Here is a 22,334-nt window from a genome sequence, read left to right as displayed (position 1 = left end):
CACCCCGCCCAACGCCGCTGGTACCCCCTGGTCTTCACCGTCTGCGCGCTGGTGCTGCTGCCGCTGAGCGTGCTGGTGCTGTCGTGGCAGAGCATCGACCTGCAGATCTGGTCGCACCTGCTCGACACCCAGATGAGCCGCCTGTTGGGCAACACCCTGACCTTGATCCTCGGCGTGGGCGTCGGCGTCACCGTGCTGGGCGTGAGCCTGGCCTGGCTCACCAGCCTGTGCGAATTCCCCGGCCGACGCTGGCTCGACTGGGCATTGATGCTGCCGTTCGCCATCCCCGCCTATGTGCTGGCGTTCGTCTTCGTCGGTTTGCTGGACTTCTCCGGCCCGGTGCAAACCCTGCTGCGCGAATGGTTCGGCCCCATGCGCCTGCCGCGCGTGCGCTCCACCGGCGGGGTGATCATCGTGCTGGTGCTGGTGTTCTACCCCTATGTCTACCTGCTGGCACGTACAGCCTTCCTGGCCCAGGGCAAGGGCCTGATGGAAGCGGCGCGGGTGCTCGGGCAATCGCCGCTGCAAGCCTTCTGGCGCGTGGCCCTGCCCATGGCGCGGCCGGCGATCGGCGCGGGCGTGGCGCTGGCGCTGATGGAAACCCTGGCCGACTTCGGCGCGGTGGCCGTGTTCAACTTCGACACCTTCACCACCGCCATCTACAAGACCTGGTACGGCTTCTTCAGCCTCTCCAGCGCCGCCCAGCTCGCCAGCCTGTTGCTGCTGGCCGTCATGCTGGTGCTGTACGGCGAGCGCCGGGCCCGCGGTGCGGTACGCAGCAGCAACGAGCGGCCCCGGGTGGCGGCGCTGTACCACCTGCGCGGGGTCAAGGCGCTGGCTGCCAGCAGCTGGTGCCTGCTGGTGTTCGCCTGCGCGTTTGTTATCCCGGTGCTGCAGTTGCTGGTGTGGTTCTGGCAGCGCGGGCGTTTCGACCTCGACGAGCGCTATGGCGCGCTCATCCTGCATACCCTGTACCTGGGCGCCATGGCTGCGCTGATCACCGTGGCGGTGGCACTGCTGCTGGCGTTTGCCCGACGCCAGGCCCCTACCCGTGTGGTGCGCGCCGGGGTCAGCCTGGCCAACCTGGGCTACGCCTTGCCCGGCTCGGTATTGGCGGTGTCGATCATGCTGGCCTTCAGTTACCTCGACAACCAGCTGGTGGTGCCGCTTTCGAGCTGGCTTGGCGGTGCCGGCCGGCCGCTGCTGATGGGCAGCCTGGCGGCACTGCTGCTGGCCTATCTGGTGCGCTTCATCGCCGTGGCCTACGGCCCCTTGGAAAACAGCCTGGGGCGCATCCGACCCTCGCTGCCGGAGGCCTCGCGCAGCCTCGGGGTCAGCGGCCCGCGATTGTTTTTCAAGGTGTATCTCCCGCTGCTGGTGCCGGGTGCGCTGAGCGCGGCGCTGCTGGTGTTCGTCGATGTGCTCAAGGAGATGCCCGCCACCCTGCTGATGCGCCCGTTCGGTTGGGACACCCTGGCGGTGCGGGTATTCGAGATGACCAGCGAGGGCGAGTGGTCGCGTGCCTCGCTGCCGGCGTTGACGCTGGTGCTGGTGGGGCTGCTGCCGGTCATCGGGTTGATAAGGCGTTCGGCGCGTCACCCGGGTCAGAGTCACTGAGGGTGTAAGGCTGCGCCCTTGCGGCTACAATGCGCGGCATTCGCTGCGGCCGATCAGCACCGGGTAGCTGAAACGCTGCCCTCAGCCGCAGCCTCGCCACGCCCGGAAGGAGAAACCCATGGGACAGCGTACGCCTCTTTATGACCTGCACCTGGCGCTTGGCGCCAAGATGGTCGATTTTGGCGGTTGGGACATGCCCCTGCATTACGGCTCGCAAGTCGAGGAGCACCACCAGGTGCGCCGCGACTGCGGGGTCTTCGATGTCTCGCACCTCACCGTGATCGATGTGCACGGCGCCCAGGCCACGCCCTGGCTGCGCTGGTTGCTGGCCAACGATGTGGCCAGCCCGAATGCCCACGGCAAGGCCCTGTACAGCACCCTGCTCAACGAACAGGGCGGTGTGATCGACGACCTGCTGGTCTACCGCACCGACGACGGCTACCGCCTGGTGGCCAACGCCGCCACCCGCGACAAGGACCTGGCCTGGCTGCAGGCCCATATCGGCGACTACGACGTGCAGGTGCGCGAGCGTCCCGAACTGTCGATATTCGCTGTGCAGGGCCCGCATGCGCGGGACAAGTTGGCCGAACTGGTGAGCAGTGACCGTGCGGCGCTGATTCGTGAACTGGCCCCCTTCGAAGGCCGCAGCAGTCGCGACTGGTTCATCTCGCGTACCGGCTACACCGGCGAAGACGGCCTGGAGATCACCCTGCCGGCAGAGCAGGCCCCGGCGTTCTTCAACGACCTGGTCGGCGCCGGTATTGCCCCCAGCGGGCTGGGCGCGCGCGATACCTTGCGCCTGGAAGCGGGCATGACGCTGTACGGACAGGACATCGACGAGGCACACTCGCCACTGACCTCCAACCTGGCCCACAACATCGCCCTGGAACCGGCCGACCGCGACTTCATCGGACGCCGTGCGCTGGAGGCCGAACAGGCCGCAGGCGTGCAGCTGAAACTGGTCGGCCTGGTGCTCGAGGAACGCGGTGTGCTGCGTGCGCATCAGGTGGTGCGAATCGCACAGATTGGCGAAGGGGAGATCACCAGTGGTAGTTTCTCTCCTACGCTGAGCAAGGCGATTGCCCTGGCCCGCGTGCCGGTGGCTACCGCCGACCGCGCCGAGGTGGAAATTCGCGGCAAGTGGTACCCGGTACGGGTGGTCAAGCCGACCTTCGTGCGCCAGGGCAAGATCCTGATCTGAATTCATTCCGGCGGGCCGACCGCTGACCTGTTGAGGAAAGACACTATGAGCAATATCCCCGCCGACCTGCGTTTTGCCGAGAGCCACGAGTGGGCCAGGCTGGAAGCCGACGGTACCGTCACCGTGGGCATCAGCGACCACGCCCAGGAAGCCCTGGGCGACGTGGTATTCGTCGAACTGGCCGAGGTCGGCAAGGTGTTCGCGGCCAAGGACGCCGCCGGGGTGGTGGAGTCGGTGAAAGCCGCTTCGGATATCTACGCGCCGGTCAGCGGCGAAGTGATCGCGGTCAACGAAGACCTCAGCGACAGCCCTGAGAACCTGAACAACGATCCTTACGCCAGCTGGATCTTCAAGCTCAAGCCGTCCAACCCGGCAGAGCTGGAGCAGTTGCTGGACGCCGCCGGCTACAAGGCCGCCATCGGCGAGTAGTTTTTCCCGCACGAACGGCAATCCCTTCCTAGACTCAATAAGCCTCGACCCCTCGAGGCTTGGTCTTGGAAGAGAGAGCCGCTATGTCCCAGTCGCCGTCCCTGAGCCAACTGCACGATCCCAACCCGTTCCTGCGTCGTCATCTTGGCCCGGATGCGGCCGAGCAGCAGGCGATGTTGCAGGCCCTGGGCCTGAGCAGTCGCAGTGAACTGATCGAGCAGACCGTCCCGCCGGGCATTCGCCTGAACCGCCCGCTGGAACTGCCCCCGGCGCTTGATGAACAGGCCGCCCTGGCAAAACTGCGCGGTTACGCCGAGCAGAACCAGGTGTGGACCAGCCTGATCGGCATGGGGTACCACGCTACCCTGACGCCCACGGTGATCCTGCGCAACGTGCTGGAGAACCCCGGCTGGTACACCGCCTATACGCCGTATCAGCCGGAGATCGCCCAGGGTCGCCTGGAGGCGCTGCTCAATTACCAGCAGATGGTCATCGACCTGACCGGGCTGGACCTGGCCAATGCCTCGCTGCTCGACGAAGCGACGGCCGCTGCCGAAGCCATGGCTCTGGCACGGCGCATGGCCAAGTCGCGCAGCAATGCGTTCTTCGTCGATGAACATTGCCACCCGCAGACCCTGTCCGTATTGCAGACCCGCGCCGAGGGCTTCGGCTTCGAGCTGATCGTCGATGGGCTGGACAACCTGGACAAGCACCGGGTGTTCGGCGCGCTGCTGCAATACCCCAACACCCACGGCGGGGTGCACGACCTGCGCCCGGCCATCGAGCAGCTGCATGCCCAGCAGGCGCTGGCCTGCGTCGCCGCCGACCTGCTGAGCCTGGTGCTGTTGACCCCGCCGGGCGAGCAGGGCGCCGACGTGGTGCTCGGCTCGACCCAGCGCTTTGGCGTGCCCATGGGCTACGGGGGCCCGCACGCGGCCTACTTTGCCTGCCGCGACGACTTCAAGCGCGCCATGCCAGGGCGCATCATCGGCGTTTCCAAGGACGCGCGCGGCAACCTGGCGCTGCGCATGGCCCTGCAGACCCGCGAACAGCACATCCGCCGCGAGAAGGCCAACTCCAACATCTGCACCGCGCAGGTGCTGCTGGCCAACATCGCCGGGTTCTATGCCGTGTACCACGGGCCCGAAGGGCTCAGGCGCATCGCCCAGCGGGTGCACCGGCTCACGGTGATCCTGGCTGCCGGCCTGCAAGCCAAGGGGCTCAAGCGCTTGAACGAGCACTTCTTTGACACCCTGACCCTGGACGTCGGCGGCAGCCAGACCGCGATCATCCAGAGCGCCGAGGCCGCGCAGATCAACCTGCGCATCCTGGGCCGCGGGCACCTGGGCGTAAGCCTGGATGAAACCTGCGACGAGGCCACGGTGCTGCGCCTGTTCGGCATCTTTCTGGGCGCCGACCATGGGCTGAGCGTGGCCGAGCTGGATGCCCAGGCGCAGCACAGCGGCATCCCCGACGCCTTGCAGCGCCAGTCGGCGTTTCTGACGCACCCGGTGTTCAACCTGCACCACAGCGAAACCGAGATGCTGCGTTACCTCAAGCAGCTGGAGAACAAGGATCTGGCCCTCAACCAGTCGATGATCCCGCTGGGCTCGTGCACCATGAAGCTCAACGCCAGCAGCGAGATGATCCCCATCACCTGGCCGGCCTTCGCCAACCTGCACCCGTTCGCGCCGCTCACCCAGGCCCAGGGCTATACCGCGATGATCGACGAGCTGGAGCGCTGGCTGTGCGCGATCACCGGTTTCGATGCCATCTGCATGCAACCCAACTCCGGTGCCCAGGGTGAATACGCGGGGCTGCTGGCGATCAGCAAGTACCACCGCAGCCGCCAGCAGTGTCAGCGCGATATCTGCCTGATCCCGGCCTCGGCGCACGGCACCAACCCGGCGTCTGCGCAGATGGCCGGCATGCAGGTGGTGATCGTGGAATGCGATGTGGCGGGCAACGTCGACCTGGTCGACCTCAAGGCCAAGGCCCAGGCGGCAGGTGAGCGCCTGGCCTGCCTGATGGCCACCTACCCGTCGACCCACGGCGTGTACGAGGAAGGCATCAGTGAGATCTGCGAAGTTATCCACAGCCACGGTGGCCAGGTGTACATGGATGGCGCCAACCTCAATGCCCAGGTCGGGTTGGCGCGGCCGGCGGACATCGGTGCCGATGTATCGCACATGAACCTGCACAAGACCTTCTGCATTCCCCATGGCGGTGGCGGGCCGGGCATGGGCCCGATCGGCGTGCGTGCACACCTGGCACCGTTCGTGGCCAGCCATCCGGTGGTGCCGGTGCCCGGCCCCGACCCGCAGAACACTGCGGTCAGTGCGGCGCCCTGGGGCAGTGCGAGCATCCTGCCGATCAGCTGGATGTACATCGCCATGATGGGGCCGCAACTGGCCGATGCCAGCGAGGTGGCGATCCTGTCGGCCAACTACCTGGCCCAGCAGTTGGGCGGGGCGTTCCCGGTGCTGTACCGCGGGCGCAATGGGCGGGTGGCGCATGAGTGCATCCTCGACCTGCGGCCCTTGAAGGCGCTGACCGCCATCACCGAAGAGGATGTGGCCAAGCGCCTGATGGACTACGGGTTCCATGCGCCGACCATGTCGTTCCCGGTGCCGGGCACCTTGATGGTGGAGCCGACCGAGAGCGAGTCCAAGGCCGAGCTGGACCGCTTCGTGGAGGCGATGCTGAAGATTCGGGCCGAGATTGCAGAGGTGCAGAACGGCAACTGGCCAGCCGAGGACAACCCGCTAAAGCGGGCGCCGCATACCTTGGCGGATGTGCTGGGGGTGTGGGAACGACCTTACTCGATCGAGCAGGGTGTTGCGCCGAGCCACCATGCGCGGCTGCACAAGTATTGGCCGGCGGTGAACCGGGTGGACAACGTGTACGGGGACCGCAACCTGTTCTGTGCGTGTGTGCCGGTGGAGGATTATCGCTGAGGTCCAGGGCCTCGTGGGCCGACAAGGCTGGCTCCTGTAGGAGCCGGCATTGCCGGCGAGGCGATTACTCGGTCACGGCATTCTGCGCCAGGATCGCATTGGCCAGTTCCATGTCGCTGACCTGCAGCCCTGGCTGCTCGGCACGCACACGCTGCATGGCAGCTTCAAGATACGGCCCGCTGATCTGGCCGTTGCTGGCCACATAGCTGCTGGCATCTTCCTGCGCCGCCACCACCAGCTTGTGGTCCTTGAAGGTCAGGTAGGTGGAGCCGGTGGTGGCACCGGACGAAATCACATCACGCCAGAAGCCATCAGCCATCGCCGAGCCAACCGGCAGCGACAACAAGGCAAGGGTGGCAACCGCAAGTTTGACGCGCATGGGGCTTACTCCAGTGTGGGGGCTATTATGGTGCGTTGGATCGTGATTTCCCCAGGCAAGTTCCCCAGGGCCTACGGTGCGGGGCCAACCTGCAGTATCGCGCCGTCCTGCGACAGCACTTGCACCGGGGTGCCCACCGGCAGGTCCGGCCCGCGGACCATCCACACCCCGTCGCCGACCTTGATTTTGCCGCGACCGCCCACGATGGCCTCCTGCACCACGAAGGTCCGGCCGATCAGTTCCTGGCCGCGCATGTTCAGCCCCGGCGCATCGCTGGGGCTGGCATTGCTGCGCTGACGGTGCCACCAGAACACTGCGGTGAATACCGACAGCAGGCCGAACAGCAGGAACTGCAAGGTCCACGGCAGCTGCGGGACGACGAAGGTGATCACGCCCACGCCCGCCGCCGCCACCCCGATCCACAGCAGGTAGCCGCCGGCGCCGAACACCTCCAGGATCAGCAGCAGCGTACCGAGCGCCAGCCAGTCCCAGAACGACAGGTGTTGCAGGTAGTCCCACATGCTCAGCCCTTCTTGCCGTCGAAGGTGGCCCGCACGATTTCGCCGATGCCGCCGACGGCGCCGATCACCTGGCTGGCTTCCAGCGGCATCAGCACCACCTTGCTGTTGTTGGCCGAGGCCAGCTTGCCCAGCGCGTCGACGTACTTCTGCGCCACGAAGTAGTTGATGGCCTGCACGTTGCCGTTGGCGATGGCCTCGGACACCACCTGGGTGGCGCGGGCTTCAGCTTCGGCCTGGCGCTCGCGGGCCTCCGATTCCAGGAAGGCCGCCTGACGCTCACCCTCGGCCTCGAGGATCTGCGCCTGTTTCTTGCCTTCGGCGGTGAGGATGGCTGCCGCCCGCAGGCCCTCGGCTTCGAGGATCTGCGCACGCTTGACCCGCTCGGCCTTCATCTGCCCGGACATGGCGGCCATCAGGTCGGCCGGCGGGCTGATGTCCTTGATCTCGATACGGGTGATCTTGATGCCCCACGGTGCGGTGGCTTCATCCACGGTGCGCAGCAGGCGCTCGTTGATGGCGTCGCGCTGGCTGAGCATGGCGTCCAGTTCCATGGAGCCGAGCACGGTACGGATGTTGGTCTGCAGCAGGTTGCGGGTGGCGTGCTCGAGGTTGTTGACCTCGTAGGCGGCCTGCGCCGTGTTGACCACCTGGAAGAAGCACACCGCATCGATCTGCACGGTGGCGTTGTCGGCGGTGATGACTTCCTGCGGCGGGATGTCCAGCACGCTTTCCATCATGTTGATCTTGCGCCCGATGCGGTCCATCACCGGCACGATGATGTTGAGGCCCGGCTTGAGGGTGGTGGTGTAGCGGCCAAAGCGTTCCACGGTCCACTGGAAACCCTGCGGCACCACCTTGAACCCCATGAACACCAGCGCCAGGGCCAGGCCCACGAATAACAGCATTACCATTCCGATTTGCATGACGTTTCCTTGGTCAGCAGGACTGAAAGTGCGCAAGCTTGGCATGTGGTCAGCTGTGCAGGCCAGCGCCGGATCATTTCATTTCATGCAGTAACGCGAATCACTTCTGTCAGTGTAGTCAGCCCTGCGGCGACTTTTTGCGCGCCGCTGGTGCGCAGGCTGCCCAGCCCCTCGGCCCGGGCCTGGCGGCGCAGGTTTGCCAGGTCGACGTCGCCCGACAGCTGCTCGCGCAGGCGTGGGCTCACAGGCAGCAGCTCGAACAGGCCGGTGCGGCCCCGGTAGCCGGTGTACCGGCAATCGCGGCAGCCTTCAGCCTGGCAGGTAGCGGTGGGCAGCGGCGCCTGCGGGTCGAGTTCGCGCCAGTGCGCCATGTCGAGCGGCTGCGCCACCTTGCACGCCGGGCACAGCGTGCGCACCAGGCGCTGGGCCAGCACGCCGACCAGCGTGGCACGGATCAGGTACGGCGCGATGCCCAGTTCCAGCAGGCGCCCGACGGCGCCGCAGGCATCGTTGGTGTGCAGGGTCGAGAGCACCAGGTGGCCGGTGAGCGCGGCCTGGATCGCCACCTGCGCGGTGTCGGCATCGCGGATCTCGCCGATCATGATGATGTCCGGGTCCTGGCGCAGCAGCGCACGCACACCGTTGGCAAAGCCCAGGTCGATGCCGGGCTGCACCTGCATCTGGTTGAAGGCCGGCTCGAGCTGTTCGATCGGGTCTTCGAGGGTGCACAGGTTGACCTGTGGCGTGGCCAGTTGCTTGAGGGTGGCGTACAGGGTGCTGGTCTTGCCCGAGCCGGTCGGCCCGGTCACCAGGATGATGCCGTGGGGCTGGCGCAGCATCGCCTGCCAGTGCTGCAGCGCCTCGCCGTCCAGGCCCAGCTGGGTGAAGTCCTGATGCAGCAGGTGCGGGTCGAAGATACGCAGTACCAGTTTCTCGCCGAACGCGGTGGGCAGGGTGGCCAGGCGCAGTTCGACCTCGGCGCCGGCGGCCGAGCGGGCCTTGATGCGGCCATCCTGCGGGCGGCGCTTTTCCGCGACGTTCATGCGCCCCAGGCTCTTGAGCCGGCTGACCACCGCCAGGGTCACTGCCGGCGGGAACTGGTAGGCCGGGTGCAGCAGGCCGTCGATGCGCAGGCGCAGGTGGCCCTGGTCGCGGCGCGGCTCGATGTGGATATCGCTGGCGCGCTGCTCGAAGGCGTACTGCAACAGCCAGTCGACGATGCCGACGATGTGCGTCTCGTTGGCATCGACGTCGCCTGCGCTGTTGCCCAGGTCGAGCAGTGCCTCGAGGCTGGCGCCGTCGGGCCCGGGCACGGCCTGCTGGCTGGCACCACTGACCGAGTGGGCCAGGCGAAACACCGCCTGGCTCAGCTCACGGATCTGCACCGGGCTGGCCAGCACCCGCTGCACCCTGCGTTGCAGCACCTGCCCAAGGTCGCGCTCCCAGCTGCGTACGTAGGGCTGGGCGCTGGCGACGGTCACCGTGTGGGCATCCACCGCGATGGCCAGAATCTGGTGACGCCGCGCGAATGCGGCCGACATCAGCCCGCCGAGGCTGGCTGCCTGCAGTGCCAGGGGGTCGATGCGCACATGGCGCTGGCCGGCCTGGCGGCCCAGCCATTCGCCCAGGGCATCGAGGTCCAGGGTATGGCCGGGGCGTTGCAGGTCGTTCAGGCCGCGTCGGGCGATGCGCTCCAGCGGATGTGTGGGTTCATTGGCGGCCTGCGGCCAGGGGCGCGCACAGGCGGGGCTGATGCGTTGCTGGGCGAGCAGTTCGGCGAGCAGGGTGTCGAGGTCGAGCCAGCGATCGGGCGGCGTGGCAGGCATGGGGCTTCCTTGCGAAGGTCGGACGGCCAGCCAAGGCTAGCTGCCAGCGGACCACAGGGCCTGTCGCAAGGGTTGCCGGATTTTTCTGTTCAGCGTGCCTGCTGCAATGGCATGCGCGAGGCCGCCAGAGGCTCGACGCTGACCTGGGCGACACAGATCAGGTTGCGCATTTTCTGTGCAATCAGTTCGGCGCGGTGCCAGCTCAGGCCGGCTACGCCGATCTCCAGGTTCAACAGGTCGTCCTGCTGCTGCATCTGTACCTGGTGCGGGGTGAGGAACTGCAGGGCAAACAGGTTGAGCACGCGGCACAGGCTGTCCGGCTCGGCTTCCACCTGCAGGCTGTAGCGCACGCTGCTGTGCGCAGCATTGGCGGCCCAGACATCGCTGCGCAGCGGGGTGACGGGGCTGTCCAGCCGTTCGTGGGCGCTCATGGGAAATCTCCGGTTTCGATGGAGGAATTTTTACATCTTCAACCGGGTATTTTTTCTCTATGATCGAGCGATCTGCGTAATCTGCGCATTGTTCAATTCATTAATGGCGCCTTGAGGGGATAAAACATGCAAAGCCAACTGGACGCCTACGACCGACGTATCCTGGCTCTGCTGCAGGAGGATGCGTCGCTGTCCAGCGCACAGATTGCCGAACGGGTCGGCCTGTCGCAGTCGCCGTGCTGGCGGCGGATCCAGCGGCTCAAGGAGGAGGGGGTGATTCGCGGGCAGGTGACCCTGCTCGATCGCAAGAAGATCGGCCTGAACACGCAGATTTTCGCCGAGGTCAAACTCAACGCCCACGGGCGGACCAACTTCGCCGAATTCACCGAGGCGATCCGCGAGTTTCCCGAGGTGCTGGAATGCTATGTGCTGATGGGCGCAGTGGACTTCCTGCTGCGCATCGTCACCCCGGACATCGAAGCCTACGAACGGTTCTTCTTCGAAAAGCTGTCGATGGTGCCGGGGATCCAGGAGGTCAACTCGATCGTGGCCTTGTCCGAAATCAAGTCCACGACCAGCTTGCCGGTGTAGCCGTCACTTGCGCAGCAGGTGCTTCCAGCCGCGGCTCTGGAACACCGCCATGGCCTGATGCACACGGGCTTCGAGCACGTCGTCGCTGATTGGCAGGCTGGCCAGTTCGTGCAGCTTGTTCAGCTCGCCGAACAGGCGGTCCAGGTCGGGGCTTTCCAGCACCTGGCGGGCATGGTGCAGCCAGGCCAGCAGGCGCTCGATGCGCGGCAGCTGTTCGGCCAGGTCTTCAGGCTGGCGGTGGTACAGCGGCAGTTGCAGCGCGTTGGCTTCGTCCGACAGCAGCACCTTGAGCCAGTTGCCCAGTTGCGCAGCGCCCTGGCGGTCGCCACGTTTGTTGCGCTCGACGGTCCAGCCACGGGCCAGCAGCCAGCGCGAGGTGTCCAGCGAGAACTGGCCCCAGCGGGTGTCGAGCAGTTCTTCGGCGAACTGCTCGGGCGCCGCGCGGCGCACGTCTTCGTCGTCGTTGCCGGCCAGCACCAGCGGGCGCCAGTCCTCGAGCAGGGCGTCGAGGCTGGCACGCAGGGCGCTGGTGGTCGGGCGTGGCGCGGCCTGGCCCAGGCTGCCGAGCAGGGCGCGCAGTTCGGCCAGGCTCTGGACCCAGTCCTGCAGCAGGCGCCAGTGTCCGTTGAACAGGTACTGCTCGGCCAGGCGCTGGCTGCTGCCCAGCAGGTGCCAGGCCAGTGCCGCGAAGGCATCGTCCAGCGGCATCTCGGCGTTCAGTTCAGCAGGCGGCAGGCTCACGGCGAAGCTCGAGGGGTCGAGCAGGCGGTAGCCGCGTTCGGCCTTGCTGATGTCGCACGGCATCAGCGGCAGGCTGGCGGCCAGCTCGGCGGCCAGTTCCAGCAGTGCGGCCGGGTCGCCTTCACGCAGTTCCAGCTCCAGCTCGCAGATGGCTTCCTTCTGCTTGCCGGCCACTACATGGCCCAGGTCCAGCGCAGCCTCGATGACCACCTTGGCCTTGCCACGGCCCCAGGCGATTTCGGCGTACTCGCGGGTGAAGTCGGTGCTGAACAGCGGCTTGATGGTTTTCTTGTCCAGGTCGGCCAGCTCGGCCGGCCATACCTGCTCGTCGAGCTTCTTGAGGTCGAGCTTGGCCTTGGGCAGCTGCCATTCGTGCTCGTTGCGTACCGACAGCCCGGCGGTGCTGTGGCCACGGGCCTTGAGGGTCTGGATCACCACGTCGCCGTCACGGCGCAGGCGCAGGGCCACCTTGGCCGCGGCCAGGTCGCGTTCTGGGGTATCGAAATATTGATTGAGCAGCTCGCGCTGCTGCCAGCCGGACTTGTTGCGCTTCTTCAGCAACGGGTGTTCGCGCAGGGCAGCGAGGGTCTCGCGGCTGACCCGCAGTTTGAGTTCGGTTTCTTTGTTCATTGCTGGCAGGCTCGATGACTGGGTGCGTCTTGGCCGTGCAGTGTACAGGAGTCGGCCGCCGACGGTTTATTCCAGGTGCCCGATAGCCCTATGATGGGCCTCGTACCGAGGAGAATGCGCATGCCTTTGCCGCCGCTCAAAGACCAGTTCGCCGCCCTGATCGCCACGCCGTCGGTCAGTTGCACCCAGCCGAGCCTGGACCAGTCCAACCGCGCGGTGATCGACCTGCTGGCCACCTGGCTGGGTGACCTGGGTTTTGCCTGCGAGCTGCAGGAGGTGACGCCGGGCAAGTTCAACCTGCTGGCCAGCTACGGCAGCGGCCCCGGTGGCCTGGTGCTGGCCGGGCACAGCGACACGGTGCCCTATGACCCGCAGCTGTGGCAGACCGATCCGCTCAAGCTGACCGAGGTTGACGGGCGCTGGGTGGGCCTTGGCAGTTGCGACATGAAGGGCTTCTTCGCCCTGGTGATCGAGGCGGTACGCCCGCTGCTCGAGCAGCCGTTCAGGCAGCCGCTGCTGATCCTGGCCACCTGCGACGAGGAAAGTTCGATGTCCGGCGCCCGCGCCCTGGCCGACGCCGGCCGCCCGCTGGGCCGTGCTGCGGTGATCGGCGAGCCGACCGGGCTGCGCCCGATCCGCCTGCACAAGGGGGTGATGATGGAGCGCATCGATATCCTCGGGCGCAGCGGTCATTCGTCCGACCCGAGCCTGGGCCACAGCGCCTCGGAGGCGATGCATGCGGTGATGGGCGAGCTGATGGGCCTGCGCCGGCAATGGCAGCAGCAGTACAGCAACGCCCAGTTCAGCGTGCCGCAGCCGACCATGAACTTCGGCTGCATCCACGGTGGCGACAACCCCAACCGTATCTGCGGGCAGTGCGCCCTGGAATTCGACCTGCGTCCGTTGCCGGGGATGGACCCGGAAGTGCTGCGTGCGGCGATCCGCAGCAAGCTGGCGCCGCTGGCCGAACAGCACCAGGTGAAGATCGACTACGCGCCGCTGTTTCCCGAGGTGCCGCCGTTCGAGCAGGCCGCCGACGCCGAACTGGTGCGCGTGGCCGAGCGTCTTACCGGGCATACGGCCGAGGCGGTGGCCTTTGGTACCGAGGCGCCTTATCTTCAACGTCTGGGCTGCGAAACCCTGGTGCTGGGCCCCGGCGACATCAGCTGTGCCCACCAGCCGGGCGAGTACCTCGAAATGTCACGCCTGGAGCCTACCGTGCGTCTATTGCGTGAGTTGATCGGGCATTATTGCCTCAACCCGGTAATTGCCCGCTGATTTCAACCGTTTTTACCCAAGGAGAATGCGCGTGACGCCAGACCTGTTGCGACGATAACCCTTCGAGCGCTGTGTGCTTTTCCGTTCTTGTCCTTTTTCCACAGGTTTCTACAGGCTCTGGTTATGCCCGAATACGTCAATTGGCTGCGTCATGCTTCGCCTTACATCAATGCCCACCGCGACTGCACCTTCGTGGTCATGCTGCCCGGTGACGGGGTCGAGCACCCCAACTTCGGCAATATCGTCCACGACCTGGTGCTGCTGCACAGCCTGGGCGTGCGCCTGGTGCTGGTGCACGGTTCGCGCCCGCAGATCGAAAGCCGCCTGGCCGCCCGCGGCCTGAGCGCGCACTACCATCACGGCCTGCGCATCACCGATGCGGCCACCCTGGAATGCGTGATCGACGCGGTCGGCCACCTGCGCATCGCCATCGAGGCGCGCCTGTCGATGGACATGGCCGCGTCGCCGATGCAGGGTTCGCGCCTGCGCGTGGCCGCCGGCAACCTGGTCACGGCGCGCCCCATCGGCGTGCTCGAAGGCGTCGATTATCACCACACCGGCGAAGTGCGCCGGGTCGATCGCAAGGGCATCAATCGCCTGCTCGACGAGCGCTCCATCGTGCTGCTGTCGCCGCTGGGCTATTCGCCCACCGGCGAGATCTTCAACCTGGCCTGCGAAGACGTCGCCACCCGTGCGGCCATCGAGCTGGGGGCCGACAAGCTGCTGCTGTTCGGCGCCGAGCGCGGGCTGATGGATGAGAGCGGCAGGCTGGTGCGTGAGCTGCGCCCGCAGCAGGTGCCGGCGCATCTGCAACGCCTGGGCTCGGACTATCAGGGCGAGTTGCTGGACGCGGCCGCCGAAGCCTGCCGTGGCGGTGTGGCGCGCAGCCACATCGTCAGCTATGCCGAGGACGGTGCGCTGCTCACCGAGCTGTTCACCCGTGACGGTGGCGGCACGCTGGTGGCCCAGGAACAGTTCGAGAAGGTGCGCGAGGCGGCCATCGAGGATGTCGGCGGCCTGCTGGACCTGATCAGCCCGCTGGAAGAGCAGGGCATCCTGGTGCGGCGTTCGCGCGAGGTGCTGGAGCGCGAGATCGAGCAGTTCAGTGTGGTGGAGCGCGAGGGGATGATCATTGCCTGCGCGGCGCTGTACCCGATCGCCGATTCGGAGGCGGGCGAGTTGGCGTGCCTGGCGGTGAACCCGGAATACCGGCATGGCGGGCGTGGCGACGAGTTGCTGGAGCGCATCGAGACACGGGCGCGGGAGATGGGCTTGAAGACCTTGTTCGTGCTGACGACGCGCACGGCGCACTGGTTCCGCGAACGCGGCTTCGTGCCCAGCGAGGTGGAGCGGCTGCCTGCGGCGAGGGCTTCGCTGTACAACTACCAGCGCAATTCGAAGATCTTCGAGAAGGCGCTTTAAGGGCTTCGCCGGCAAGGCCGGCTCCTACACGGTCACATCGACCCTGTAGGAGCCGGCCTTGCCGGCGAATGGACCTTACACGGTGTGCAGGTACCAGTTGTACTCAAGGTCGGAGATGGAGTGTTCGAACTCCTCCAGCTCGCTTTCCTTGCAGGCCACGAAGATATCGATGTACTTCGGATCGATGTACTTGGCCATGATCTCGCTGTCGTCCAGCTCGCGCAGTGCATCCCGCAGGTTGTTCGGCAGGCTCTGCTCGTTCTGCTCGTAGGAGTTGCCCACCATCGCCGGGCCCGGTTCGACCTTGTTGGTCAAACCGTGGTGCACGCCCGCCAGTACGGCTGCCATCAGCAGGTACGGGTTGGCGTCGGCACCGGCCACACGGTGCTCCAGGCGCACGGCGTCCGGCGTGCCGGTCGGTACGCGCAAGGCCACGGTACGGTTGTCCAGGCCCCAGGTCGGGGAGTTGGGCACGTAGAACTGGGCACCAAAACGGCGGTACGAGTTGACGTTCGGGCACAGGAACGCCATCGACGCCGGCAGGGTCTCGAGCACACCGCCGATCGCGTGACGCAATGCGGCGTTCTGCTCGGGATCCTCGCTGGTAAAGATGTTCTTGCCATCCTTGTCCAGCACCGAGATATGCACGTGCAGACCATTGCCCGCCTGGCCAGGGTACGGCTTGGCCATGAAAGTGGTGTCCATCTCATGGTCGTAGGCGATGTTCTTGATCAGACGCTTGAGCAGTACCGCGTAGTCGCAGGCCTTGATCGGGTCGGCCACGTGGTGCAGGTTCACTTCGAACTGCGCCGGGGCACTTTCCTTGACGATGGCGTCAGCCGGGATGCCTTGTTCCTTGGCACCTTCCAGAATGTCCTGCAGGCAGTCGACGTACTCGTCGAGGTCGTCGATCAGGTACACCTGGGTGGAGATCGGACGCTTGCCAGAGATCGGCGAGCGCGGCGGCTGCGGACGGCCGTTCACGTTCTCCTGGTCGATCAGGTAGAACTCCAGCTCGAACGCGGCGCAGATGGTCAGGCCCAGGTCGTCGAACTTGCTCACCACCTGGCGCAGCACTTCACGCGGGTCGGCGAAGAACGGCTCGCCCTCGAGCTCGTGCATGGTCATCAGCAGCTGCGCGGTAGGGCGCTTCTGCCAGGGCTCGTTGGAGAGGGTGCCGGGGATGGGATAGCAGATACGGTCGGCATCGCCGATGTCCAGGCCCAGGCCGGTGCTTTCGACGGTGGAACCGTTGATGTCCAGGGCGAAGAGGGAGGCCGGCAGGTTGATGCCTTTCTCGTAAACCTTGTGCAGGCTCGTGCGTTCGATGCGCTTGCCACGCACCACACCATTCATATCTGCAATCAGAAGGTCAACGTAGAGAACCTCAGGATGTTCCTTAAGGAACGCGTTCGCTTCGTTAAGCTGAACGGCACGCGGGGGTACCGACATGATGCAACACCTTTGTTGTTAAAAATATCAATCAATGGGGGCTTGCAGGTTCAGTCAACGCGAAAGCCCTGCTGAAGTCAAGCCAGCCCCATCATGCCCTAAAACGGCGCTGAAGCGGCATTTTTGCTGCAAATGAGGGCGTCGACAAGGCCTGCTTTGGTAGCGAGACAGCGACTTTGAGCGGGCCGTATTCTATTTTTTACAGGGGTGTTGTGTAAAAAAATGAACAAGGCTAAGCTCGGTTGCAACCCATAACAGCAATAATACCGGGGGTTACATGTCTCGCCAGCCGACAATCGGCGTCACCGGCCGCACTGCGCGGATCGGTCTGCACGCCCGCCGCACCCACGGCAGATACCGCGTGGCCGTGCACCGCCACCTGGCCGCAATAATTGACGGCCTGGGCTGCATGCCCGGTATCGCACCCTCTTCTGTAATCGACTGCCACCACTATAGCCGGCCAGGCGGCCCAGCGGGTATTGCCCTGCGCGTTCGCCCCGTGGCAGGTGCTTTGCTTTAGCGTCGTGCGGCATCCAGAATGAGCAGGACGGCCCAGCCTGGGCGTCCTGACGTCAGTCCAGACATTTACCTCCTGAGGTATTTATGAGTAACAACCTCGACCAGCTCACCGATTGGTTGAAAGAGCACAAGATCACCGAAGTCGAGTGTCTGATCAGCGACCTCACCGGTATCACGCGCGGCAAGATCTCCCCTACCAACAAGTTCATTGCCGAAAAGGGCATGCGCCTGCCCGAAAGTGTGCTGTTGCAGACGGTGACCGGCGACTACGTCGACGATGACATCTATTACGAGCTGCTCGATCCGGCCGACATCGACATGATCTGTCGCCCCGACGAGAACGCGGTATTCCTGGTGCCATGGGCCATCGAGCCCACCGCGCAGGTGATCCACGACACCTACGACAAGCAGGGCAACCCGGTCGAGCTGTCGCCGCGCAACGTGCTCAAGAAGGTCTTGAAGCTCTACGCCGACAAAGGCTGGCAGCCGATCGTGGCGCCAGAGATGGAGTTCTACCTGACCAAGCGCTGCGAGGACCCGGACTTCCCGCTGCAGCCGCCCATCGGTCGCTCCGGTCGCCCCGAGACCGGTCGCCAGTCGTTCTCCATCGAGGCCGCCAACGAATTCGACCCGCTGTTCGAGGACGTCTACGACTGGTGCGAACTGCAGCACCTGGACCTGGACACGCTGATCCACGAGGACGGCACCGCGCAGATGGAAATCAACTTCCGTCACGGCAACGCGCTGTCGCTGGCCGACCAGATCCTGGTGTTCAAGCGCACCATGCGTGAGGCCGCGCTCAAGCACAACGTCGCCGCCACCTTCATGGCCAAGCCCATGACCGGCGAGCCGGGCAGTGCGATGCACCTGCACCAGAGCATCATCGACGTGAACACCGGCAAGAACATCTTCTCCAACGAAGACGGCAGCATGAGCCAGCTGTTCCTGCACCACGTCGGTGGCCTGCAGAAGTTCATCCCGTCGGTGCTGCCGCTGTTTGCCCCCAACGTCAACTCGTTCCGCCGCTTCCTGCCCGACACCTCGGCGCCGGTCAACGTGGAGTGGGGCGAGGAGAACCGCACCGTGGGCCTGCGCGTGCCGGATGCCGGCCCGCAGAACCGGCGTGTGGAAAACCGCCTGCCCGGCGCCGACGCCAACCCTTACCTGGCGATTGCCGCCAGCCTGTTGTGCGGCTACATCGGCATGGTCGAAGGCATCAACCCCAGCGCGCCGGTCAAGGGCCGCGGTTACGAGCGGCGCAACCTGCGCCTGCCGCTGACCATCGAGGACGCCCTTGAACGCATGGAGAACTGCAGCGCGCTGGAGCCGTACCTGGGCAAGAAATTCATCGCAGGCTACGTCGCCACCAAACGCGCCGAGCATGAAAATTTCAAACGCGTGATCAGCTCCTGGGAACGCGAGTTCCTGCTGTTCGCGGTCTGATAAACCCCGGGGCCGCAGGAGCGCGGCCGTCAGTCATCGGAGAAGCACATGAGCGTCAAGAACCCGCAAACCCGCGAGTGGCAAGACCTGAGTCGTGATCATCACCTGGCGCCGTTCAGCGACTACAAGCAGCTGAAGGAAAAAGGCCCGCGGATCATCACCAAGGCCAAGGGCGTGCACCTGTGGGACAGCGAGGGCAACAAGATCCTCGACGGCATGGCCGGGCTGTGGTGCGTGGCCGTCGGCTACGGCCGTGAAGAACTGGCCGAGGCGGCAGCCAGCCAGATGCGCGAGCTGCCGTACTACAACCTGTTCTTCCAGACCGCCCACCCGCCGGCGCTGGAGCTGGCCCGGGCGATCACCGAGGTGGCCCCTGCGGGCATGAGCCATGTGTTCTTCACCGGCTCCGGCTCCGAAGGCAACGACACCAACCTGCGCATGGTCCGCCATTACTGGGCACTCAAGGGCAAGCCGCAGAAGCAGGTGATCATCGGTCGGGTCAACGGCTATCACGGCTCCACCGTGGCCGGCGCTGCCCTGGGCGGCATGAGCGGCATGCACGAGCAGGGCGGTACGCTGCCGGGCATCGTGCATATTGCGCAGCCGTACTGGTTCGGCGAAGGCGGTGACATGACCCCGGACGCGTTCGGCGTATGGGCCGCCGAGCAACTGGAGAAGAAGATCCTCGAGGTCGGCGAAGACAACGTCGCCGCCTTTATCGCCGAGCCGATCCAAGGTGCTGGCGGGGTGATCATCCCACCAGAAACCTACTGGCCGAAGATCAAGGAAATCCTCGCCAAGTACGAAATCCTGTTCATTGCCGATGAGGTGATCTGCGGTTTCGGTCGTACCGGCCAGTGGTTCGGTACCGACTACTACGGCCTCAAGCCCGACCTGATGACCATCGCCAAGGGCCTGACTTCGGGCTACATCCCCATGGGCGGCGTGATCGTGCGTGACGAAGTGGCGGCCGTGCTCAGCGAGGGCGGCGACTTCAACCACGGCTTCACCTACAGCGGCCACCCGGTGGCGGCAGCGGTGGCCCTGGAAAACCTGCGGATCCTGCGCGACGAGAAAATCATCGAGCGCGTTCAGGCAGAAACGGCACCGTATTTGCAGAAACGTCTGCGTGAGCTGAACGATCATCCGCTGGTGGGCGAGGTCCGTGGCCTGGGCATGCTTGGCGCGATCGAGCTGGTCAAGGACAAGGCGACCCGCACCCGTTACGAGGGCAAGGGCGTGGGCATGATCTGCCGCCAGTTCTGCTTCGACAACGGGCTGATCATGCGCGCCGTGGGCGACACCATGATCATCGCGCCGCCGCTGGTCATCACCTGCGAGGAGATCGACGAGCTGGTGGAAAAGGCACGCAAATGCCTGGACCTGACGCTCGAAGCGTTGAAGTGAGCAGGTGCTAGGCTCAGCCTTGGGTTGAATGGCGATCTGCGGCGCACTCTGGTTGAAACCGCGCCGTGGATCTTGCCAGACTAGCGACTGTTTCAGTCGCCCAGCGCTTGCGCCGAACGAGTCGGTCGCTGAACAGATGGTTTCTATAAAAAATTCTGGAGCATTACGCATGAAGAAAATGGGCAAGACGCTGTTGGCCGCTACCCTCGCGGGGTTGATGGCCGGTGCTGTTCAGGCGGACGACAAGGTGCTGCACGTCTACAACTGGTCCGACTACATTGCGCCGGACACCATCGCCAAGTTCGAGAAGCAGTCGGGCATCAAGGTGGTCTACGACGTGTTCGACAGCAACGAAACCCTGGAAGCCAAGCTGCTGGCCGGCAAGTCGGGCTACGACGTGGTGGTACCGTCCAACAACTTCCTGGCCAAGCAGATCAAGGCCGGTGTGTACCAGGAGCTGGACAAGTCCAAGCTGCCGAACTGGAAGAACCTCGACGAAGACCTGCTCAAGGCCGTGGGCGATGCCAGTGACCAGGGCAACAAGCATGCCTTCCCGTACATGTGGGGCAGCATCGGCATCGGCTACAACCCCGAGAAGGTCAAGGCCGCGCTGGGCGTCGACAAGATCGACTCGTGGGACGTGGTGTTCAAGCCGGAAAATATCGCCAAGCTCAAGAGCTGCGGCGTGAGTTTCCTCGACGCACCGACCGAAATGATCCCGGCGGCCCTGCATTACCTGGGCAAGCCGACCAACAGCAAGGACAAGGCAGACCTGAAGGCCGCCGAAGACCTGTTCCTGAGCATTCGCCCATCGGTGGCGTACTTCCATTCCTCCAAGTACATCTCGGACCTGGCCAACGGCAACATCTGCGTGGCTGTGGGTTACTCGGGTGACCTGGAGCAGTCCAAGGCCCGTGCCCACGAAGCGGGCGACAAGGTCAAGCTGGCCTACAGCATTCCGAAAGAAGGCGCCGGCACCTTCTATGACATGGTCGCGATTCCCAAGGACGCCACCAATGTCGAAGCAGCCTACAAGTTCATGGACTTCCTGATGCAGCCGGAAGTCATGGCCGAGATCACCAACGCCGTGCGCTTCCCGAACGGCAACAAGGCAGCCACCGCTCTGGTGGACAAGGACATCTCCGGCGACCCGAGCATCTACCCGTCGGATGAAGTGAAGAAGCACCTGTACGCGATCAGCGACCTGGATGCAGGCACCCTGCGCCTGATCACCCGCAGCTGGACCAAGATCAAATCGGGCAAATAAATCCGGTTTTTCCCGTCAGGCACTGAAAAACAGTGCCTGAACGGGGCTCGAGGGCAAATTCTTTTTGCTCGATGGGTGTATCGAAGGTAAGTTGCGCGCCGGTTTGCCGGTACCGCAGGCGTATCTGCCAAACGACTCGGGCACTTTTGTAGAGGACCTCCCACTTGTCTACTTCACATTTTCGCAAGGCCGTCCTGGCCACAGCGAGCCTGACGCTGGCGATCAGTGTCCAGGCGGCGCCCACGGTGCATATCTACAACTGGTCGGACTACATCGGCCAGACCACCCTTGCGGACTTCGAAAAGGAGACCGGCATCAAGCCGGTGCAGGACGTCTTCGATTCCAACGAAACCCTGGAAGGCAAGCTGCTGGCCGGTCGCACCGGCTATGACGTGGTGGTGCCGTCCAACCATTTCCTCGGCAAGCAGATCAAGGCGGGCGCGTTCCAGAAGCTCGACAAGACGCTGCTGCCCAACTATTCCAATCTCGACCCGGCCCTGATGAAGCGCCTGGAGAAGAACGACCCGGGCAACCAGTACGCGGTCCCCTACCTGTGGGGCACCAATGGCATCGGCTACAACGTCGAGAAGGTCAAGGCCGCGCTGGGAACCGACACCATCGATTCATGGGCCGTGCTGTTCGAGCCGGAAAACATCAAGAAGCTCTCCAAGTGCGGCGTGGCGTTCCTCGACTCGGCCGACGAGATGCTGCCGGCGGTGCTCAACTACATGGGCCGCGACCCCAACAGCACCAACCCCAAGGACTACGCCGACGCCGAGAAGAAGCTGCTGGCCATACGGCCCTACGTGACCTACTTCCACTCGTCCAAGTACATCTCGGACCTGGCCAACGGCGACATCTGCGTGGCCGCCGGCTTCTCCGGCGACGTGTTCCAGGCCAAGTCCCGCGCCGAAGAGGCGGGCAAGGGCGTGGAAATCGCCTACGCGATCCCCAAGGAAGGCGGCAACCTCTGGTTCGACATGCTGGCGATTCCCAAGGACGCCAAGAACGTCAAAGAGGCCCACGCCTTCATCAACTATCTGCTCAAGCCTGAGGTCATCGCCCAGGTCAGCGATTACGTCGGTTACGCCAACCCGAACCCCAAGGCTGGCGAACTCATGGACCAGAGCGTGCGAACCGACGCAGCGGTTTACCCACCGCAAGAGGTGCTGGACAAGCTGTACGTCAACTCAGAGTTACCCCCCAAAGTGCAACGTTTGATGACCCGAAGCTGGACCAAGATCAAGTCGGGCAAGTAACTATCCAGGGCCCGTCACGGCAGGGGCGGGCACCAAAATCT

At 64.8% G+C, this 22,334-nt stretch carries 18 protein-coding genes; 11 read left to right on the top strand and 7 right to left on the bottom strand.

The window, feature by feature from the left end:
- From JZZ72_RS17100 to gcvP, 4 genes are all read left to right on the top strand, one after another.
- A partial coding sequence (locus tag JZZ72_RS17100) for an ABC transporter permease (protein WP_236066288.1) occupies positions 1-1,617 on the top strand: 1,617 nt, incomplete at its 5' end.
- Between the two features lie 118 nt (positions 1,618-1,735).
- Positions 1,736-2,818, top strand: a complete 1,083-nt coding sequence (gcvT, locus tag JZZ72_RS17095) for a glycine cleavage system aminomethyltransferase GcvT (RefSeq protein ID WP_058541754.1) — start codon at positions 1,736-1,738, stop codon at positions 2,816-2,818.
- A gap of 45 nt (positions 2,819-2,863) precedes the next feature.
- The gene (gene gcvH, locus JZZ72_RS17090; protein WP_043863412.1) at positions 2,864-3,247 is read left to right on the top strand and encodes a glycine cleavage system protein GcvH; all 384 of its coding nucleotides are present in this window, start codon (positions 2,864-2,866) and stop codon (positions 3,245-3,247) included.
- Positions 3,248-3,330: 83 nt separating this feature from the next.
- Positions 3,331-6,204: an aminomethyl-transferring glycine dehydrogenase gene (gcvP, locus tag JZZ72_RS17085; protein WP_210014749.1), complete on the top strand. Its 2,874-nt coding sequence runs from the start codon at positions 3,331-3,333 to the stop codon at positions 6,202-6,204.
- 64 nt (positions 6,205-6,268) lie between these two features.
- Here the strand turns inward: gcvP and JZZ72_RS17080 are convergent, their stop codons facing one another.
- The 5 genes from JZZ72_RS17080 to JZZ72_RS17060 all read right to left on the bottom strand — a co-directional run bounded on the left by JZZ72_RS17080 (position 6,269) and on the right by JZZ72_RS17060 (position 10,284).
- On the bottom strand, positions 6,269-6,583 hold the full coding sequence (locus JZZ72_RS17080) for a DUF2388 domain-containing protein (RefSeq protein WP_043863414.1): 315 nt from the start codon (positions 6,581-6,583) through the stop codon (positions 6,269-6,271).
- 71 nt (positions 6,584-6,654) lie between these two features.
- Positions 6,655-7,104, bottom strand: a complete 450-nt coding sequence (locus JZZ72_RS17075; RefSeq protein ID WP_054915507.1) for an NfeD family protein — start codon at positions 7,102-7,104, stop codon at positions 6,655-6,657.
- A 2-nt stretch (positions 7,105-7,106) separates the two neighbouring features.
- On the bottom strand, positions 7,107-8,027 hold the full coding sequence (locus JZZ72_RS17070) for an SPFH domain-containing protein (protein WP_043863416.1): 921 nt from the start codon (positions 8,025-8,027) through the stop codon (positions 7,107-7,109).
- Between the two features lie 83 nt (positions 8,028-8,110).
- Positions 8,111-9,853, bottom strand: coding sequence for a GspE/PulE family protein (locus JZZ72_RS17065; protein WP_058541757.1), 1,743 nt, complete (start codon positions 9,851-9,853; stop codon positions 8,111-8,113).
- 89 nt (positions 9,854-9,942) lie between these two features.
- Entirely contained in the window at positions 9,943-10,284 is a 342-nt protein-coding gene (locus JZZ72_RS17060) for a hypothetical protein (RefSeq protein WP_043863418.1), read from the bottom strand.
- 126 nt (positions 10,285-10,410) lie between these two features.
- Here JZZ72_RS17060 and JZZ72_RS17055 point away from each other — a divergent pair, with 126 nt between their 5' ends.
- Positions 10,411-10,875: an Lrp/AsnC family transcriptional regulator gene (locus JZZ72_RS17055; RefSeq protein ID WP_043863419.1), complete on the top strand. Its 465-nt coding sequence runs from the start codon at positions 10,411-10,413 to the stop codon at positions 10,873-10,875.
- A 3-nt stretch (positions 10,876-10,878) separates the two neighbouring features.
- Here the strand turns inward: JZZ72_RS17055 and JZZ72_RS17050 are convergent, their stop codons facing one another.
- Entirely contained in the window at positions 10,879-12,246 is a 1,368-nt protein-coding gene (locus JZZ72_RS17050) for a CYTH domain-containing protein (protein ID WP_054915510.1), read from the bottom strand.
- A 120-nt stretch (positions 12,247-12,366) separates the two neighbouring features.
- Between JZZ72_RS17050 and argE the strand changes: the two genes are divergently transcribed.
- Together argE and argA are read left to right on the top strand one after the other, a co-directional pair.
- A complete protein-coding gene (gene argE, locus JZZ72_RS17045) occupies positions 12,367-13,524 on the top strand; it encodes an acetylornithine deacetylase (protein ID WP_043863421.1) in 1,158 nt (385 codons plus the stop codon).
- A 123-nt stretch (positions 13,525-13,647) separates the two neighbouring features.
- A complete protein-coding gene (gene argA, locus JZZ72_RS17040) occupies positions 13,648-14,946 on the top strand; it encodes an amino-acid N-acetyltransferase (protein WP_043863422.1) in 1,299 nt (432 codons plus the stop codon).
- A 75-nt stretch (positions 14,947-15,021) separates the two neighbouring features.
- Here the strand turns inward: argA and JZZ72_RS17035 are convergent, their stop codons facing one another.
- Complete coding sequence (locus tag JZZ72_RS17035; protein WP_043863423.1) at positions 15,022-16,398, bottom strand: glutamine synthetase family protein; 1,377 nt, start codon at positions 16,396-16,398, stop codon at positions 15,022-15,024.
- 603 nt (positions 16,399-17,001) lie between these two features.
- On the opposite strand from JZZ72_RS17035, the gene JZZ72_RS17030 reads away from it, so the two are divergent.
- From JZZ72_RS17030 to JZZ72_RS17015, 4 genes are all read left to right on the top strand, one after another.
- Complete coding sequence (locus JZZ72_RS17030; protein WP_043863424.1) at positions 17,002-18,360, top strand: glutamine synthetase family protein; 1,359 nt, start codon at positions 17,002-17,004, stop codon at positions 18,358-18,360.
- A 48-nt stretch (positions 18,361-18,408) separates the two neighbouring features.
- The gene (locus JZZ72_RS17025) at positions 18,409-19,767 is read left to right on the top strand and encodes an aspartate aminotransferase family protein (RefSeq protein WP_043863425.1); all 1,359 of its coding nucleotides are present in this window, start codon (positions 18,409-18,411) and stop codon (positions 19,765-19,767) included.
- A 169-nt stretch (positions 19,768-19,936) separates the two neighbouring features.
- Complete coding sequence (locus JZZ72_RS17020; protein WP_043863426.1) at positions 19,937-21,034, top strand: polyamine ABC transporter substrate-binding protein; 1,098 nt, start codon at positions 19,937-19,939, stop codon at positions 21,032-21,034.
- 164 nt (positions 21,035-21,198) lie between these two features.
- Positions 21,199-22,293 (top strand): polyamine ABC transporter substrate-binding protein, encoded by a 1,095-nt coding sequence (locus JZZ72_RS17015; RefSeq protein WP_043863427.1) that lies wholly within the window; start codon positions 21,199-21,201, stop codon positions 22,291-22,293.
- Positions 22,294-22,334 lie beyond the last annotated feature (41 nt).

The organism is Pseudomonas palmensis, from assembly GCF_017848315.1.
Classification (GTDB): domain Bacteria; phylum Pseudomonadota; class Gammaproteobacteria; order Pseudomonadales; family Pseudomonadaceae; genus Aquipseudomonas; species Aquipseudomonas palmensis.
This window is presented reverse-complemented; position numbering and strand designations above follow the sequence as displayed.